Annotated in this window: 9 protein-coding genes and 2 pseudogenes; 5 read left to right on the top strand and 6 right to left on the bottom strand. The window is 61.2% G+C overall.

The window, feature by feature from the left end; all coding sequences use genetic code 11:
* Both ABIE57_RS18485 and ABIE57_RS18480 read left to right on the top strand, forming a co-directional pair.
* A partial coding sequence (locus ABIE57_RS18485; RefSeq protein ID WP_354540514.1) for an acetyl-CoA hydrolase/transferase C-terminal domain-containing protein occupies nucleotides 1-591 on the top strand: 591 nt, incomplete at its 5' end.
* 21 nt (nucleotides 592-612) lie between these two features.
* A pseudogene (locus ABIE57_RS18480) lies at nucleotides 613-690 on the top strand (hypothetical protein); the annotation flags it as partial.
* 6 nt (nucleotides 691-696) lie between these two features.
* Here the strand turns inward: ABIE57_RS18480 and ABIE57_RS18475 are convergent.
* The 3 genes and pseudogenes from ABIE57_RS18475 to ABIE57_RS20640 form a co-directional block, all read right to left on the bottom strand.
* A complete protein-coding gene (locus ABIE57_RS18475) occupies nucleotides 697-1,254 on the bottom strand; it encodes a hypothetical protein (RefSeq protein WP_354540513.1) in 558 nt (185 codons plus the stop codon).
* An 18-nt stretch (nucleotides 1,255-1,272) separates the two neighbouring features.
* Nucleotides 1,273-1,797, bottom strand: a complete 525-nt coding sequence (locus ABIE57_RS18470; RefSeq protein WP_502950142.1) for a terminase gpA endonuclease subunit — start codon at nucleotides 1,795-1,797, stop codon at nucleotides 1,273-1,275.
* Nucleotides 1,798-1,813: 16 nt separating this feature from the next.
* Nucleotides 1,814-2,324: pseudogene (locus ABIE57_RS20640) on the bottom strand (hypothetical protein).
* A gap of 117 nt (nucleotides 2,325-2,441) precedes the next feature.
* On the opposite strand from ABIE57_RS20640, the gene ABIE57_RS18460 reads away from it, so the two are divergent.
* The 3 genes from ABIE57_RS18460 to ABIE57_RS18450 all read left to right on the top strand — a co-directional run bounded on the left by ABIE57_RS18460 (nucleotide 2,442) and on the right by ABIE57_RS18450 (nucleotide 8,636).
* Nucleotides 2,442-2,672, top strand: a complete 231-nt coding sequence (locus ABIE57_RS18460; protein WP_354540511.1) for a hypothetical protein — start codon at nucleotides 2,442-2,444, stop codon at nucleotides 2,670-2,672.
* Between the two features lie 98 nt (nucleotides 2,673-2,770).
* Nucleotides 2,771-3,313, top strand: a complete 543-nt coding sequence (locus ABIE57_RS18455) for a DUF3489 domain-containing protein (protein WP_354540510.1) — start codon at nucleotides 2,771-2,773, stop codon at nucleotides 3,311-3,313.
* Between the two features lie 226 nt (nucleotides 3,314-3,539).
* Entirely contained in the window at nucleotides 3,540-8,636 is a 5,097-nt protein-coding gene (locus tag ABIE57_RS18450; RefSeq protein WP_354540509.1) for a RecQ family ATP-dependent DNA helicase, read from the top strand.
* Nucleotides 8,637-8,983: 347 nt separating this feature from the next.
* On the opposite strand, the gene ABIE57_RS18445 is transcribed toward ABIE57_RS18450, so the two are convergent.
* The 3 genes from ABIE57_RS18445 to ABIE57_RS18435 are packed head-to-tail and all read right to left on the bottom strand — an operon-like array spanning nucleotide 8,984 to nucleotide 14,603.
* A complete protein-coding gene (locus ABIE57_RS18445) occupies nucleotides 8,984-10,819 on the bottom strand; it encodes a DUF262 domain-containing protein (protein WP_354540508.1) in 1,836 nt (611 codons plus the stop codon).
* Between the two features lie 26 nt (nucleotides 10,820-10,845).
* The gene (locus ABIE57_RS18440) at nucleotides 10,846-13,980 is read right to left on the bottom strand and encodes a type I restriction endonuclease subunit R (protein WP_354540507.1); all 3,135 of its coding nucleotides are present in this window, start codon (nucleotides 13,978-13,980) and stop codon (nucleotides 10,846-10,848) included.
* Nucleotides 13,977-14,603 carry a hypothetical protein gene (locus ABIE57_RS18435; protein ID WP_354540506.1) on the bottom strand — a complete coding sequence of 209 codons (627 nt, stop codon included), beginning with the start codon at nucleotides 14,601-14,603 and terminating at the stop codon, nucleotides 13,977-13,979. The genes ABIE57_RS18440 and ABIE57_RS18435 overlap by 4 nt, the downstream gene beginning before the upstream one ends.
* Between the last annotated feature and the right edge of the window lie 113 nt (nucleotides 14,604-14,716).

The raw sequence follows: 14,716 nt of genomic DNA, 5'->3' as shown, positions 1-14,716 counted from the left end.
CGAGCAATTATCACGTTGCAAGCCACGCGCGAAAGCAAGGGGAAGGTTACATCGAACATCGTCTGGGACCACCCGCATGAGACGATTCCGCGCCACTATCGCGACATCATCGTCACGCAATACGGGATTGCCGATCTGCGCGGCCGTTCGGATGCTGAATGCGTCATGGCAATGATTTCGATCGCGGACAGTCGGTTCCAGCCCGGGCTTCTGAACCGGGCGAAGGCGGCTGGCAAGCTGCCCAGCGACGCCCAAGTGCCAAAAAAGCATCGAGCGAACACGCCCGAGCGCCTAAAGAGCTGGATGGGCACCCTCGTGAATGATGGGACCCTGCCGGTTTTTCCGTTCGGCACCGACTTTACTGAGGTCGAGCAACGCCTGCTTGGCGCCCTTGCAATCCTGAAGGCCAAATCGGGGTCCCGCCGGAAAGTTGCGGGGTTGGTGTGGCAAGGTCTCTTGGCCAGTTCGTCTGCACCCCAGTTGCACGCCTGCCTTCATCGGCTCGCGCTGGAACACCCGCGGTCATTCTCGGAATGGTTCTCAAGGTTCGCTGTGAAGGGCGCCCTTGAAGCGAGCACGCACGGGCCTTGATGCACGAAATGCGAAACTGGTATCCGCAATCGGGCACTGCATGCACGCGGCGACGGCCACCGGCTGCATTCGAAGAGTGTCCCCGGGCGACTTGACCTCGTGTTTTCAAAACGTCAGGCAATCTTCTTCGTGCATGGCTACTTCTGGCATCGCCACGAGGGGTGTCGTTACAAAACCACTCCATCGACGCGTCCAGAGTTTTTGGCAGGCGAAGTTCGACGTGAATGTGATCCGCGACGCCGCCATACGGGACCAATTGATATAAGCTGGATGGCAGGTTCCAAAGGTTTGGGAGTGTTCACTGCGCAAGACCGACCAATTGGCCGCGACGGTTGAACATCTTGCGGCATGGCTTCCCTCAAACGGCAGACAGCTTGAAGTTGACGATTTAATTATCAAGCATTCGGGGTGGTTGATACCCTGGAGACTGCTCTGAAGACCAAGATGCGCTGAGTCTATCTGCAGTCGCGCACCTGGTCTCGGATCCCAGCATAATCGCCCATCATCTCGATGACAGTCGATCCGTCCGGCAGCTTCGATAATTTCTTGGCCGGTTCCGATGTCGCCTACCTCAGAACCGACCGTCACGCAGCCTGTCAGCGATTTCGTCACGATCACCAGGACGGCGAGCCGCCGCCTCCAGCTTCCGAAGTTAAACATCATTGGTTCTCTCCATGGTTTTTAAGGCGTTCGGTAAGGCGTCCCGCTCGCTCGCCGGAGCGCCGAAGCGAAAGCAGGAAAAGGAGCACGTCGGCAACGATGGCACCGTAGCGCGTCGCCGCCCGCATCCCCGGACCCGCGGCGATCCCGCTGAGGAGCCCGCCGATCATCGGGCTTCTGATCATTCCATGTATCTGGGCGTGCTGACGCGCCAGCCGCGTCGCCGCTGCATGCCCACCCGTCCGGCCTGCGACTGGGGCGGTGTCTCAGGCTGGATGCGGCGACAGCGGTGGTCTCCACCCCGGCCTGTTTCTCGAGGCTCTGCCACATCCGCTCGTCAAAGCGATCCGCCCCGAGGTTCCAGTCGGCGGCGCGGGCATAGACGCGGGTGTCGAGCGCCTCGCTGCGTTCGCGCATCTTCTGCAATTCCTGGCGCGCGTGGCCGCGCTTGGTGCGGATCGTGTCCAGCTGCTCGGCCACCAGCTGCTTGATCCATTCGCTGTCGACCCAGTCCAGCAGATGGACGTTGCCCGGCGGGTCAACCATGCTGTTGGCGCGCGCTTCATCGCTCAGTTCCTCCAGCCGCAGATGGCGATATGTCTCGGCCTTGAATGTGGGTTTCCAGCACCCTCTGCAGGATCGCGACCTCGATGATCACCGGCGTGCCCGAATGCTGTTCCATTCCCAAGGCCACCTCGGCCGCCATCAGCGCCGCCGCCCTGCCGGGCCAGGTGACTCAGGCGTCGCGCTCCCTGCCGCGCCAGTCGAAACACCAGCGTCTCGGCGCGGGCCCCGGTCGACCAGGATGCCCTTCCGCTTCTGGATCGCCAGCTGGCGTTCCTGCGCCTGGTAGACCGTCAGCGCGGTGCGGGCCTTGAGATAGGACGAGCTGTCGGCCGGGCCGGAGAAGCCACTGTCGCCACCCGTGCCTTGTCGCTGCTGATTCGGATCGGTCACCCCGGCCCGGCGTGCATCGGAGGTAGACCACCAGTCGCCCGGCCCTGCGCGCCTTCTGGATGGCCCCGCGCGAGAGACCGGAATGGGCGGAATACGCGATCTGACGGTCCTTCCATGGCGCAGTCCGTCCCGGATAAAGCAATGATATGGCTTGGTATTCAGTTGATTATACTCTGCGACAGAGCGAGTCTGGATCCACGAACACGATGCAACTCACCCCCGGAGACCCCGCCATGACCACCCGCCGCGCCCCCAAACAGAACGACAAGGCCCTGAGAGCCTTTCTTGCCGCCAGGGCCGAGATCGACACCATGCTCGAGCGCCTCAGGATCCACAGCGAGGAGCATTTCGAGGCCAGCCCCGAGGAGATCAACTGGGGGCATGTTGGCACGCTGACCCATTACGCGGGCCTCCTGCGCCGGATTACCGACAGCGCCTTCCGCGAGGGCGAATGCGCCGAATGACATCTTCAGCCCGGCACTGCGTGCGGCCCGCCTCCATGGCGGGCTTCACCCGGTAGCAGGGCTGGCACCGGGCTGGCCCTCAACGACCGGAGGGACAGATGCCCAAACTCACCGACACCCAATCCCTGATCCTCAGCGCTGGAGCCCAGCGCCCCGGCAACATCGCGATGCCGCTACCCAGGGGCCTGCATGGCGCCGCCGCGAAAAAGGTCGTCAGCATGATGATCACGCGCGGCTGGCTCGCGGAAGTCGCTGCTGACATCCGCAAGGGCGACCCGCTCTGGCGCGAGACCGGTGACGGGCATGGCACCACGCTTGTGGTCACCGACACAGGCCTGCTGGCCATCGGGATCGAGCCGGTGGTGGTGAAGACCATGGCTGCGATCCGCACACATGCCGCCCGACTGCCCGCGCCGAAACAGCCGAGCCCGCGTGCGGGAACAAAGCAGGCCATGCTGATTGCGCTGCTGCAGCGCCCCGAGGGGGCCACGATGGAGGTGATCATAGCAGCGACTGGCTGGCAGGCTCATACTGCGAGGGGCGTGATGTCGGGCGCGTTGGGCAAGAAGCTGCGGCTGGTCGTGACCTCGGTCAAGGAAGATGAGCGGGGGCGGGTGTATCGGATTGCCCGACCGGCTTAGTGTTAAGCCTCCAGCCTCAGGCGAAGACTGTTGGAAATGGCTCCAAGCCCACTCCAAGATGTCAGTCTGCATCTTGGAGCGGTCACATTTCGGCAGGGCGGCAGGACGCGCCTGCCAATGCCGAAAAGCAACTCGCGGCTGAAATCTCAGGCTATCGAATCCTGGTGACAAGGTTATCAATGGCTTGGAAGCCTTTGTTGGCACATGGAATTCGGATGCCTGACTTTTGACCTTTGACCCCGCCCCTTTCCTCGCCGCTTGCGTCTCAGTTGATCTTGAGGTCGATCCGAAATCCGCGCGGCTTTTTGCCTTTGCGGCGGTGCGGGGTGAGGCGGCATTGGTTCACAAAGGGGCTGCACTAGACCCCGCGCTGGATCGGCTGGAGGCGCTTTGCGACGGGGCGGCGCATCTGGTGGGCCACAACATCCTGCGGCACGATCTGCCGCATCTGATGGCCAACCGGGCGCGGCTCGCGGGGTTGGGGTCGGCGCCGATTGACACGCTATGGCTGAACCCCTTGGCCTTTCCACGCAATCCTTACCACCATCTTGTCAAGCATTATCAGGACGGGCGGCTCCAGGTCGGGCATGTGAATGACCCCGAACAGGATGCCCGGCTGGCGCTGCAGGTTCTGGCGGATCAGATAGCGGCCTTCAACCGGCTGGGGCAGGAGGCGCCGGATGCCCTGATGGCCTATCACCATCTGACGACGCGGGGCGAAGCTGCAGGTGGGTTTGACGCGCTGTTCCAATTCCTGCGTGGCCCCGCCCCCAATGAAGCCGCCGCCCACACCGCCGTCCGCCGCCTGCTGGACGGCCGCGCCTGCAATCATCGACTGGACCAGACACTTGGCCGCCTGTCCGACCCGCGCAACGGCTGGCCGATGGCCTATGCGCTGTCGTGGATTTCGGTGGCGGGCGGGGATTCGGTCATGCCGCCTTGGGTGCGGCTGCAGTTTCCGCAGGCAGGGCGGATCGTGCGGCACCTGCGCGACACCAATTGCGATGATCCGGCATGTGGCTGGTGCGCCGAGAAGAACAACCCGAACGCAGCACTCGAACGCTGGTTCGGCTTTCCGACCTTTCGCCCGCAGCCCGTTGATGACATGGGCCGCCCCTTGCAGGAACGCATCGTGGCCGAGGCAATGGCGGGCAAATCCGTGCTGGGCATCCTGCCCACGGGCACCGGGAAATCGGTCTGTTACCAGATCCCGGCGCTGTCGCGGTTCGACAAGACCGGCGCTCTGACTGTGGTGATCTCGCCGCTGGTCGCGCTAATGGCCGATCAGGTGCAGGGGCTGGCGCGAGCGGGGATATCGGCGGCGGTCACGGTGAACGGCATGCTGTCGCTGCCGGAACGCCATGACGCGCTGGAAAAGGTGCGGATGGGCGATGCCGCGATGCTGCTGATCTCGCCCGAACAGCTGCGCTCACCGTCGATCCGCACGGTCTTGCAACAGCGCGAGGTCGGTCTTTGGGTGCTGGACGAGGCGCATTGTGTCAGCAAATGGGGCCACGATTTCAGGCCCGATTACCGTTATGTCAGCCGCTTCATCAAGGAATTCTCGGGCGACAGCCCAGCGCCCGTCCTGTGCCTGACCGCGACGGCCAAGCCCGAGGTGGTGCGCGACATCCGTGACCATTTCCAGACGCGCCTGGGGGTTGATCTGATGTTGCTGGATGGAGGGGCGGTTCGCACCAACCTGTCCTTTGCCGTGCTGCCCACGCAGAAGGCGACCAAGCTCACCGATATCCTCTCGGCAATCGAAGCAAACCTGCCGCCCGAGGGTGCATCGGGGGCTGTGATCTATTGTGCAACACGCGGCGCCACGGAGAAGGTGGCGGAGTTCCTGAAGGGGCAGGGGCTAGCTGCGGATTTCTTCCACGCTGGCCTGCCGCCCGACCGCAAGCGCGATGTGCAAGAGGCGTTTCGCACCGGCCAGTTGCGGGTGATTGCCGCGACCAACGCTTTTGGCATGGGGATCGACAAGCCCGATATCCGGCTGGTTGTGCATGGCGACATTCCGGGGTCGTTGGAGAATTACCTGCAAGAGGCGGGCCGTGCGGGCCGCGATCGCGCGCCCGCCAATTGTGTGCTTCTGTTCAGCCCTGAAGATGTAGAGCGGCAATTCTCGCTGTCGGCGCGGTCTCGACTGGCAAAGCATGAGATTGGCGCGATCCTGAAGGCGCTGCGCCGGATGGAAAAGCACAAATCTGGCGAGGTGGTCGCCACACCGGGCGAGATCGTGCGCGAGGAGAAGGATCAGGAGTTCGAGCGCGACAAGATCACCGACGACACTCGCGTGAAAACCGCTGTGGCCTGGCTGGAAGAAGCGACGCTGCTTAGCCGCGAGGAAAACCGGGTGCAGGTGTTCCCGTCCTCCCTGCGCATCCGGTCGGTTGATGAGGCGGCGGCCATCCTGGAACGGGCGCAGATCACGGGGGTTAGGCGCACCCAACTGATGGACCTTGTGCGCCATGTGATGAATGCGCCTATCGATGCCGGGGTTTCGACCGACGATCTGACTGGCGCTTGTGGATTATCGGGGCGCGAGTTGCATCGGGCCTTTGCCGATCTTGAGGTTCTGGGGATCGCCAGCAACGACACGGGCATCACGGTCTATGTTCATCTGGGTGTCGAGGATACCTCAACCCGCCGTCTGGATCACGCGGTACGGATGGAAGCGGATCTGATTGCCTTGATGCAGGAGGCGGTGCCGGATGCTGAAGTCGCCGAGGCGCACCCCTTGAACCTCACCGAAACCTGTCAGGCCTTGCGCGACAAGGGACATGTCCAAGTGCGGCCCGATCTGGTGGAAGCCATCCTGCGCGGCATGGCCCAGGATGGGCGCGATCAGGATGGCGGGCGCGGCAACCTGACTTTGCGAAAACTCAGCCGCAACACGATCTTCGTGCGGCTGGAGCGGTCTTGGCCTGTGGTTGCCCGAACCGCCGATCTGCGGCGGCAGGGGGCGCAGGCGCTGCTGTCGCACTTGACCGGCAAGGTCGCCAAGGGCACACGCGGCAAGGATATTCAGGTGGAAACCACCCTAGGCGCGATGCTCGATGCGCTGAACGGCGATGCCCTTTTGCGGGCCGAGGTCAAGGACATGACCCGCCTGATGGACCGCGCGCTTTTGTGGCTGCACGAACAGCAGGTCGCCACCTTGGGTCGGGGCCTGACTGTGTTCCGCCCGGCCATCACGGTGCATCTGAACCCCAAGGGTGGCCCTTTCACCGTGCAGCACTTCGCACCCCTCGAAGAGCATTACGGCGAGACGACGATCCAGACCCATGTGATGGCCGCCTATGCCGAGAAGGGGCTGGAGGCGATGGACCAGGCCCAGCGCCTTTCCGAGGATTACTTCGTGCTGGACCGCGACGCTTTCCTGCGCCGCTGGCTGCCAGGGCGGGGCACGGAAATCCGGCGACAGACCACCGGCACCTCATGGCGGACAATTGTCGATGCGCTGGATAACCCTGTTCAGGCCGAGATTGTGCGTGATGACCGAGAACAGACCAACGTGCTGGTGCTGGCGGGGCCGGGGTCGGGCAAGACGCGGGTGCTGGTTCATCGAATTGCTTACCTTATCCGCGTGAAACGCGAGGACCCGCGCGGCATTCTGGTGCTGACTTACAACCGCCATGCCGCAGCCGAGATCCGCGAACGCCTGCGCCGCCTGATCGGGGATGACGCGGCGGGGGTGACGGTCTCCACTTGCCACGCGCTGGCGATGCGGCTGATGGGGGCGAGCTTTGCGGGCGATCACGAGGGCCCGCGCGACTTCGACGGCATCGTCATGCAGGCTGTTGCTTTGTTGCGTGGCGATGGTTTGACCAAGGCAGAGGCCGAGGCGCTGCGCGAGACGCTGATCCAGGGCTATCGCTGGCTTTTGGTAGACGAATACCAAGACATTGGCCCCGAGGAATACGCCCTGATCGGCGCCGTGGCGGGGCGGTCGCTCGAGGATGACCTGCGCATCAGCCTCTTTGCCGTGGGCGACGATGACCAGAACATCTACGCCTTCGCTGGGGCGAGCATCGACTTCATCCGACGGTTCGAGGCGGATTATGCCGCCAAACCTGTCTGGCTGACCGAGAACTACCGCTCCACCGCCCATATCATTGCGGCGGCAAACGCCGTGATCGCGCCCGCCGCCGAGCGAATGAAGGCAGGCCATGACATCACCGTGAACCGCGCCCGCGCCAAGGCGATGCCGGGCGGCGATTGGGCAGCGCTGGACCCCGTGGCGCAAGGGCGGATCAATCTGCTGGATGCGGGGGGCGATGCCGCGCAGGCGGTGGCTGCGCTGGACGAACTGGTGCGCCTGTCCAGGCTGGACCCGGATTGGTCCTGGCGCCGATGCGCCGTGATTGCCCGTGATTGGCGGCGGCTGGAACCCGTTCGCGCCTATGCCGAGACGCTGGGCATCCCCATCGACATGGCCAACGAAACTCTGCCAAGCCTTTGGCGCCTGCGTGAGATGCAGGGCTTCATCCGCGCCCTGCTGGCAGATCGGACGCGACTTCTGACCATCCCCGATCTGGTCGCCATCCTGAACGCGCAGCCGCAATCCCGTTGGACCGACCTGATCGGTGAAGGGATTGGTACTCTTGCACGCGAGCTCGTCGAGAAGGCCGCCCCGGTGCCTGATGTCGTCCAATGGTTCGGCGAATGGGCGCGGGATGTGCGGGGCGAACAGCGCGGGCTGCTGCTGATGACTGCCCATCGCGCCAAGGGGCTGGAATTCGATCATGTCGCGATCCTGAACGGCGGCTGGGATCGCCCCTCACGCGGCGAGGATACGGATGCCCCCCGCCGCCTGTTCTACGTCGCGATGACGCGGGCGCGGTCCACTTTGACGATCTTGACTGACGGCCCCCACACATTTGTCCGCACGGGTGACGCTATCCTGTCCCGCCGCGTCACCCCCGACGCCGACGCCCTGCCGCGCGCGCGCCTGCGCTATGTGCCGCCCGACCCGAAGCTGGTGGACCTGTCCTTTGCCGGACGTCTGCGGCCTGGTGATCCGTCGCTGGCGGCCATCGCCGCCGCGCGCCCTGGTGACCCCGTCCATCTGATCCGCGACGGCGACCGCTGGCGGATCGAGAACGCCCAAGGCCAGACCCTTGCCCGCCTCTCCCGCGCCTTCGCCCCACCCGAAGGCACCACCTTCCTGCGCGGCGAGATCGCGGCCATCCTGCACTGGCGGCGCGAGGATGGGGACGAGGACTATCACCACCTGCTCCGCCGCGACGCATGGGAGGTGGTCTTGCCCGAACTGGTGTTCGAAGCCGGGGCGTACGCTGTCCCGGCGGATTAGAACCGTGGCTGACGGCCGTGATCAGACGTGGCCCTGGCCAATCCATAAGGGATCGAAAAGGGTGCCTTCCGCTGGCTGGATTCCGGCCAAGGTGGCTTCCGCAAAGTGGATTCCCTGGCTTCCGCAAAAGAATCCAGCACGCCAAGATCGTGATTAAGTAAGTCATTGATAACGAGTCGCTTTTCTCCCGATCGTGCGCCAAGTGGATTCCGCCTGGATTCCCCGGTGAAGAAGCCAGTCGCTAGCTAAATGCCGCGCTCAGCCCCCCCGTATACGGATCGCGCCGGGGAGGAACCATCGGACGGGGGCATGGGGATTCTTATGATGGTGAACGCGACGGTAAGTGTTCAGGATGATATCGGGGTTGTCCTCCACACATCCTTGACCAGAGAGATCAAAAACGAATGCCTCTTTTCAATCGACGCTGCATTCCAAATTGTGAACGCTTCCAGTTTGTCGTTGATCCTCGAAATTGATGTGTTCTGGCCGACCTGAGTCAGTCCTGCTATACTACGCGTCAAATAGATACCGCTCTTCCGGTATTCTTCCAGCTTGCCCGCATAGTAGTCATTGCCCGCGACTATATTGATTGGCTTTTCGAGCAGGGTAAGATTTCCCAAACGGCTCTTGAAGTCATCATAGTCAGCGGAAGGGTTTTCTTTTGCCCAGTTGTCTCGAAGCGCTGCTGTCGGTGTGGCAGGTAAAATGTGCTCAATTTCCAGCTTGGAAAAGGGCTCCAGGCTGCCACGTGAATTTGAGCCGCTGAAAGCCATCTCCACATGTTGGGATAGCCGAGCAAGCAAGTAACGGGTTCGGTACTGCTGCATAGAGTGCAGCGTCAAGCGTTTGAGAGCATCTGCAAGTTCGGGGGACTTTGCAGCCATGCTTTTTTCAAAGTGCTCTGTGACGAACTTATCAAGTTTAAGCTTTTGTGAGCTGGGATCTTTCTCGCCTGAAATCTCGCGAAGTTCGTCTGCCCATACAGAGAAATTACGCTCAAGATCCTTTGTCGGTGTCTTGGTGAAAATGTAGTAGAAAAGGAAACTCTCAAGCTGCGCTACGAAGTGGTCAAACAGAGATTTTGGAAGATTGGCAGCCGCAAGCAGCATGACATAATGAAGACTGAATGCGCCGCCTGTCAGCCGCTTGAGGCTGTCCATTGCAATGCTGGGCTTATGGTCATTTCCCAGCCCATTTCCAAAAGCTAGGTAATGCTCGACATTTCTGGTTACCTTTCGAACGAACTCGAAGGGCTTTTCAGCATAGTTGCAGAGAGTTGCGTTGTTCTTGCTTGTAAACCAGTCATAGATCTCGTCCTCCCGGACGACCGCATCACCGCGATCGTTCTTGATGGAATAATTTGCCATCAAAAAGTAACGCAGGAATCGTAGAGGCTTTTCCTTCTCCTTTTCCAGTGGCTTAGTAATTTTCTTCCACTCGTCCTTAAGATGTGTAAACTCTGTCTGCTGAACCTGTGTAAAAAGCAGATTTTTAAGTAGGTCCATGGGATTGAGGCCTACACCGCGCTCGTTGATGGTCTCGAAAATCTTGAGTGCGCTGCTAACGTCGGTCGAAATTTGAATGAACACAACGTTATTGGCTAGATATCCCCAATACCTTTTCAGTTGAACCAGATCGGAGTAATTGTCTTTCAAATAGCGATAAATCGTTCCGTAAGCGCCAACCAGGTTTTCGAGAGAGCCAAAGCTTGCGATTCCTGACGCCTGAATGCCCGCGCGCACAGCCAGGGGATCTGCGTCAAGTTCCACCAGTTTTGCCATCACTTCACCTGCGTTTTCGTAACGCGGCTCCAACTTCAAGCTTGTGCGCGATTCACCCGCGGCGTCGGTGTAGCTTGTTGAAATCAGACCACCGATTGTCGCGCGTTGAGGCTCCCCCTTGAACAAATGATGCAGAGCGCAAAGTAAAAGAAAGAAAGTCGTCAGACGCTGCTGGCCGTCGATGACCTCAAAATGGTTCTTCTGCCCTGCTGGTGCCACCAAGACAGTGCCAATGAAATATTCTCGCGTGCCGCCTGCGTCAATCTGCTCGTTTATGTCTTCCAGAAGCTGGTAGACCTCTTTGTCGGTCCAGACATATTCCCGCTGGTAATCGGGGACGATGTAGAAGCATTCACGAAATGCTTCGTCGATACTGAACCGATGGTTTTCAATCCTAGCCATGCCGCACCTTTTCAAATTAGTCTTGTTCAGCCATCAGTGATCTCTGACAGCATGGCTTCCGCCTGCGCCAGAACCCCCCGAACAGCAGCGTCCTCCAGATCCGGTGGATAGCCATACTTCCGCAAGATGCGTTTCACGAGCACCCGTAAACGGGCCCGGGCACTGTCGCGGTGCGCCCAGTCGATGCTGACGTTGGCCTTGAGACCTGTTAACAATTCATGCGCGATGATCTTCAACTGGTCGTTGCCAAGAACATCGACGGCGCTCTGGTTGTCGGCCAAGGCGTCGTAGAAGGCGATTTCCTCCGGCGTTAGGCCGGTTTCTTCGCCACGGTTTCTGGCTTCGCGCACTTCCTTCGCCAGTGCTATCAGCTCTTGCAATACCTCGACGGTGCTGATCGCGTTGGTGTGGTAACGGGCGATGGCTTCTTCTAGCCGTTCGGAGAATTTCCGCGTCTCGATGACGTTCGATTTGCTGCGCGATCTGATTTCGTCGTTCAGCAGCTTTTTCAGGGCTTCGAGGGCAAGGTTCTTCTTCTCCATCTGTCCGATTTCGGCCAGGAACTCGTCCGACAGGATGGAAATGTCCGGCGACGAAAGCCCAGCCGCCGATAGAATGTCGACGATTTCGGTCGAGGCGACAGCGCCATTCACGATCTGGCGTATCGCAAGGTCGCGGTCGGTGGCAGAGCGGCCGGAGGTGTCGGCGGCCTTGACCATAGCGGCACGAACCGTCTGGAAAAAGCCGACCTCGTCGCGCACATCGCGGGCAGTGTCGCTGGCGGAACAAAGCGCAAAGGCCTTGGACAGCCCCAGAACGGCATCCTGATATCGGCGGTGCGCTGCCTTCTTGGCTTCCTTGTCGGTTTCGCGCTGCGTCGCTTCATCCTGCTTGGAGAGGATCCAGTCTATTGCTTCGGCCAAGGCGACAAGGCGTTGGTGCGGGGTGCCGGTCAGCCCTTTGGAATAATCCAACCCATGGAAAATGGCGCGGACCACATCCAACCGTTCCAGAAGGGCAGCAACAGCCTCAGCCTCGTCGATCCCCGCCTGCTCCTGGTCCGACTTGGAATACTGGCCCAGCGCGGACTTCAGGTTCTGGGCAATGCCGATGTAATCGACGATCAGCCCGGCGGGTTTGTCACGAAACACCCGGTTGACCCGTGCGATGGCCTGCATCAATCCGTGCCCGCGCATCGGCTTGTCGATATACATCGTGTGCATCGAGGGCGCGTCAAAGCCGGTCAGCCACATGTCGCGCACAATCACCAGTTTGAGTGGATCGCCGGGATCCTTCGCCCGTTTGGCCAGCAGATCGCGCCGCGCCTTGCCGCCGATATGTGGTTGCCAAGTTTCCGGGTCCGAGGCGGACCCCGTCATCACGATCTTTACCAGACCGCCTGCATCGTCGTCGGAATGCCAATCGGGCCGTAGCGCGATGATCTGGTTGTAGAGGTCTACACAGATGCGGCGGCTCATGCAGACGACCATCGCTTTCCCGTCCATCGCCTGCACCCGCGCCTCGAAATGGGCGACCAGATCCTCGGCGACCATGCGAAGCCGCTTTTCGGACCCGACCAGCGCCTCGACGGTGGACCACTTGCGTTTCAGCCGTTCCTGTTCGCTGACAGCTTCGTCTTCAGTCAGGTCCTCGATCTCGGCATCGACCTTCGGCTTTTCCTCGTCGGGCAGTTCAATGCGCGCCAGGCGGCTCTCGTAATAGATGGGCACGGTGGCGCCGTCCTCCACCGCGCGACTGATGTCGTAGACGTCGATGTAATGGCCGAAGACGGCGGGCGTGTTCACATCGTCCTGTTCAATCGGCGTTCCGGTGAAACCGATGAAGGACGCATTGGGCAGGGCGTCGCGCAGGTGCTTGGCGAAACCATAGGCGATCTCGCCGGTCTTCTCGATCCGGGCCTTGAACCCGTATTGGCTGCGGTGTGCCTCATCCGCGATGACCACAACGTTGCGGCGATCCGTCAGCATCGGGTAGGCGGCGCCCTTTTCCGGGGCAAATTTCTGGATGGTGGTGAACACCACCCCACCCGAGGCGCGCGACAGCGCCTTTTGCAGATCCTCGCGGCTGTCGGCCTGCACCGGGGTCTGGCGGATCAGGTCGCGGCACATGGAGAATGTCGCGAACAACTGGTCGTCGAGGTCGTTGCGGTCGGTGATCACCACGATGGTGGGGTTTTCCATCGCCGGTTCGCGCACCAGCTGACCCGCGTAAAGCGCCATCAGCAGGCTTTTGCCCGATCCCTGCGTGTGCCAGATCACCCCGGCCTTGCGGTCGCCCCCGGATCGGCTGGCGTCAACCGTGCTGATGACTGCCCGCTTCACGGCGTGGAACTGGTGATAGCCCGCGATGATCTTGGCGATGCCGCCGCCTGTGTCGCCAAACACCGTGAAATCCTGCATCAGTGACAAGAGGCGCGGATGCGCGAACACCCCCTCGATCAGCACCGACATTTCCGGCGCGCCCTTGGGGGCCACATCGGCACCATCGGTCGTGCGCCAGGGCATGAAGCGTTCAACGTCAGCCGTGAGCGAGCCGATCCGCGCCTGAATGCCGTCGGTCGTGACCAGCACGGCGTTGGCGCGAAACAGCGATCCGATCTGCGCCTTGTAGGTCTGCAACTGGTTGAAGGCCGCGTCCAGCGTCGCGGTCTCTGCCCCGGGTTTCTTCACCTCGATCACGCCCACCGGCAGACCGTTGAGGAACACCACCACATCCGGGCGGCGGTTGTTGCCGTTCTCGATCACGGTGAACTGGGCGATGGCAAGCCAGTCGTTCAGCCGGTCGTTGGGGTCCACCAGTCGCACCGCATCGCCTCGGATGGTGCCGTCCTCGGCGCGGTATTCCACCGGCACGCCCTCGACCATGGCGCGGTGCAGCCGGCGGTTTTCTTCGATCAGCGCGGGGCGCTCGGTGGCGATGACCTGTCGCAGCGCATCCTCGCGTGCTTCCTCGGGGATCTGCGGGTTCAGGCGGGCAATGGCCGCGCGCAGGCGGCGCGGCAGGATCGTGTCGGAATAGGCGTCGCGCTCCGGGCTGCGGCCATCAGGGCCGGACACCGCGTCGTTTAGGCAGGCATAGCCCAGCGTGGAAAGCTGATCGAGCAGGACGGCTTCGACTTCGGCTTCAGTTAGCGTAGTCATGTTCGCCCCACGATGTTGGTGCAAGGCAGGCGTTCGAGTGCATCGAACACGGCCACGATTGATGTTCGCAGGTTTCTGAAATCGACCCAGATTTCGACAGGAGGCGAGCGATGCGGATCAGAATGGCTGAAACTGGCGCGTGCGCCATCGGCGAACCTGAATGCCATAGCTTTTGGGTCTAGTCTGTCGAATTCCTCGATGAAACGGCAGAGTGCCTCAACTTGGTCGACCGGATACCGAGATTTCAACAGGTCCCGCAGTGTGAGAGAGATTATGCCGATGTCATGCGCGTTCTTCTTGCCCTTTTTCTGGTCAGCCAGCTTCCGCCAGTCGGGAACGATCGACTTCAGGTAAAGTTCCAGCGTATGCCTGCACATGAACAGCGCCGGAAACGATGACCGCCAAAGATCGCCGCTGTCGAGGGCCGCATCGATCAACTGGAGCGTCGCTTCTCGATAGACGCTTGCAAGGTCGCCATCGCTCAAGGGCTGCCAATCTCCGTGTCCGATTAACAGGAAACCATGGGTCCATGTTTCATCCAGTCCGTCCGGCGGGTCCATGAACACGGCTGGCAGCAAGGTGTTTTCCTGGCTTGCCATGGCGTCGTCGGAATAAATGGGCATGAAAAACCTCGATTCAGAAATGCACTGTGGCGTTGTCGATCACTTTTGCACCGCAAAACGATTTGTGGGTCATTTGTGCCCACATTTTGACCCGCAAAGTGGCTTGTTGTGCA

This window comes from Roseovarius sp. MBR-6 (assembly GCF_040547525.1).
GTDB lineage: Bacteria > Pseudomonadota > Alphaproteobacteria > Rhodobacterales > Rhodobacteraceae > Roseovarius.
The sequence above is the reverse complement of the archived record's forward strand: the minus strand, read 5'-3'. Positions and strand labels throughout refer to the sequence as shown.